This window comes from Streptomyces corynorhini, assembly GCF_003346515.1.
Lineage (GTDB): Bacteria > Actinomycetota > Actinomycetes > Streptomycetales > Streptomycetaceae > Streptomyces > Streptomyces corynorhini.
In genome coordinates this window covers 1-3,349 of sequence record NZ_QQNA01000333.1, presented here as the reverse complement: position 1 = coordinate 3,349, position 3,349 = coordinate 1, and the positions used below count along the sequence as shown (strand labels likewise).

Annotated in this window: 1 protein-coding gene; it reads right to left on the bottom strand. The window is 69.0% G+C overall.

Features of this window, described 5'->3' with window-relative positions:
• Positions 1 to 225: 225 nt before the first annotated feature.
• Complete coding sequence (ppdK, locus tag DVH02_RS31075) at positions 226 to 2,967, bottom strand: pyruvate, phosphate dikinase (protein ID WP_114627187.1); 2,742 nt, start codon at positions 2,965 to 2,967, stop codon at positions 226 to 228.
• Between the last annotated feature and the right edge of the window lie 382 nt (positions 2,968 to 3,349).

Below are 3,349 nucleotides of genomic sequence, written 5' to 3'. Positions count from 1 at the left end.
CCCACTCGTCATGAATGGTGCTGGTTCAGCTCGCTTACCTCTTGGTACTGACTCGCAGAATGCAGCGGATGGCGACCAGCGGGGCATGAATCCCAGCACACAATGGACGGTCAGCCGCCGAACCGAAGCCGGGCCACCCCACACAACGACCGCGCACCCACGGCCACCACCACCCCACCACCACGCCCCACCCCCACCATGCCCCACCACACCCCCCACCACCCCCTACCGCGAGTCGCTCCCGCCCCGGCCCGCCGCCGCGCGGCCCGCTTCCAGGCGGGCTACCGGGATGCGGAACGGTGAGCAGGAGACATAGTCCAGGCCCACCTCGTGGAAGAAGTGCACCGACTCCGGGTCGCCGCCGTGCTCGCCGCAGACGCCCAGCTTCAGCCCCGGCCGGGTGGCGCGGCCCGCCTCGGCGGCGCTGCGCACGAGGGCGCCGACGCCGTCGCGGTCGATGGTCTCGAACGGGGAGACCCCGAAGATGCCCTTCTCCAGGTACGCCGTGAAGAAGCTCGCCTCCACGTCGTCCCGGGAGAAGCCCCAGACGGTCTGCGTGAGGTCGTTCGTACCGAACGAGAAGAACTCGGCGGCCTCCGCGATCTGGCCGGCGGTCAGCGCCGCGCGCGGCAGCTCGATCATCGTGCCGAGCGCCAGCTTGAGCCGGGTGCCGGTGGCCCGTTCGACCTCGGCGATGACCCGCTCCGCCTCGTCCCGGACGATCTCCAGCTCCTGGACCGTACCGACCAGCGGGATCATGATCTCGGCGCGCGGGTCGCCCTTGGCGTCGAGGCGCGCGGCGCTCGCCTCCGCGATGGCCCGTACCTGCATGGCGAAGAGGCCGGGGATGACGAGGCCGAGGCGGACCCCGCGCAGGCCGAGCATCGGGTTCTGCTCGTGGAGTTTGTGGACGGCCTGAAGGAGCCGCAGGTCGTTCTCGTTGTGGTCCTTGCGCGCCTCGGCGAGGGCGACCCGGACCGACAGTTCGGTGATGTCGGGCAGGAACTCGTGCAACGGCGGGTCGAGCAGCCGGACCGTGACCGGCAGTCCGTCCATCGCCTCGAACAGCTCGGTGAAGTCCTTCTTCTGGAGCGGCAGCAGCTCTCCGAGGGCCTGCTCGCGCTCCTCGTCGGTGTCGGCGAGGATCAGCTTCTCGACCATCGTGCGGCGTTCGCCGAGGAACATGTGCTCCGTACGGCACAGTCCGATGCCCTGTGCGCCGAACCGCCGTGCGCGCAGGGCGTCTTCGGCGTTGTCGGCGTTGGCGCGCACCCGCAGCCGACGGCGGCGGTCCGCGTACGCCATCATGCGGTGGACGGCGGCGACCAGTTCGTCGGCCTCCTCGGCGCCCGCGTGCATGCGGCCCTCGAAGTACTCGACCACGGGCGACGGGACGACCGGGACCTCGCCGAGGTAGACCTTGCCGGTCGAGCCGTCGATGGACAGGACGTCGCCCTCCTCGATGACAGTCGAACCCACCGTCAGCCGACGTGCCTTGGTGTCCACCTCCAGCTCCTCGGCGCCGCAGACGCAGGTCTTGCCCATGCCGCGCGCCACGACGGCGGCGTGTGAGGTCTTGCCGCCGCGCGAGGTGAGGATGGCCTCGGCGGCGATCATGCCGTCCAGGTCGTCGGGGTTGGTCTCGCGGCGGACCAGGATGACCTTCTCACCGGAGCGGGACCATTTGATCGCGGTGTACGAGTCGAAGACGGCCTTGCCGACGGCGGCGCCCGGCGAGGCGGCGATGCCGCGCCCGAGCAGCTCGCGTTTGGCGTCGTCGTCGAAGCGGGGGAACATCAGCTGTGCGAGCTGCGCGCCGGTGACGCGCTGGAGCGCCTCGGCCTCGTCGATCAGCCCCTGGTCGACGAGTTGGGTGGCGATCCGGAAGGCGGCGCCGGCCGTGCGCTTGCCGACGCGGGTCTGGAGCATCCAGAGCCGGCCGCGCTCGATGGTGAACTCGATGTCGCACAGGTCCCGGTAGTGGGTCTCCAGGGTCTCCATGATGGACAGCAGCTGGTCGTACGACTTCTTGTCGATGGTCTCCAGCTCGGCGAGCGCCACGGTGTTGCGGATGCCCGCGACGACGTCCTCGCCCTGGGCGTTCTGGAGGTAGTCGCCGTACACGCCCTGGTGGCCGCTGGCGGGGTCGCGGGTGAAGGCGACGCCGGTGCCGCCGCCCTGAGATGTCGCCGTGGGGCCGAGGTTGCCGAAGACCATGGAACAGATGGTGACGGCGGTGCCGAGGTCGCCGGGGATGCGTTCCTGGCGGCGGTAGAGCCTGGCGCGGTCGGTGTTCCAGGACTCGAAGACGGAGCGGATCGCGAGATCCAGCTGTTCGCGCGGGTCCTGCGGGAAGTCGCGGCCCGTCCCGTCGGAGACGATCCTTTTGAACAGCGCGACGAGTTTCTTGAGGTCCGCGACCTCAAGTTCCACGTCGGTGGCGGCGCCCTTGGCCCGCTTGGCCTCCTCCAGCGCCTCCTCGAAGCGCTCGCCGTCCACCCCGAGGACCGTTCTGCCGAACATCTGGATGAGCCTGCGGTACGAGTCCCAGGCGAACCGCTCGTCCCCGGCCTGCGCGGCGAGTCCGGCCACCGAGTCGTCGGAGAGGCCGACGTTGAGGACGGTGTCCATCATGCCCGGCATGGAGAACTTGGCGCCGGAGCGTACGGAGACCAGCAACGGGTCCTCGGCCCGGCCGAGCTTCTTGCCCATCCGCTGTTCGAGGGCGTCGAGGTGCGCACTCACCTCGTCGCGCAGCCCGGCCGGCTCCCGGCCGCCGTCGAGGTAGATGTTGCACGCCTCGGTGGTGATGGTGAAGCCCGGAGGGACGGGCAGGCCGAGGTTGGTCATCTCCGCGAGGTTGGCGCCCTTGCCGCCGAGGAGGTGCTTGAGATCCTTGTTGCCCTCGGTGAAGTCATAGACGTACTTCTCGGAGGTGGCTGCGTGGGGATCGCTGTTTTCCGACACGGGTCTCGACTCCTCGACGACGCGGTGGCTGCCCTGACGGCGAGGAACATACCCAGATCGAAGGCGACTCGGTACGGCCACTTGACTGTCATATGGCGTTGACCACCCATCCGCCAGCGGATCGAAAGGACGGGGCGGCGGCGCCGAGGATCGCGTCCTCTTCACGCCTCGAAGCGGCCATGACCCGACCATGACGGAATCCGCTCATCTGAGCTTGGACAACGACGTCTGAGTTCAGGAGTTGAACACGGAAGGGGTGGCACGCAGTGCCACCCCTTCCGAACATGCAGCCACCCCGGATCGCTCATCTGAGCTGCACTCAAATCAAACGTGGCGAGAATCACGCCCCATCCAGCGTAGTCCCCGTCCCCGTCCCCGTCCC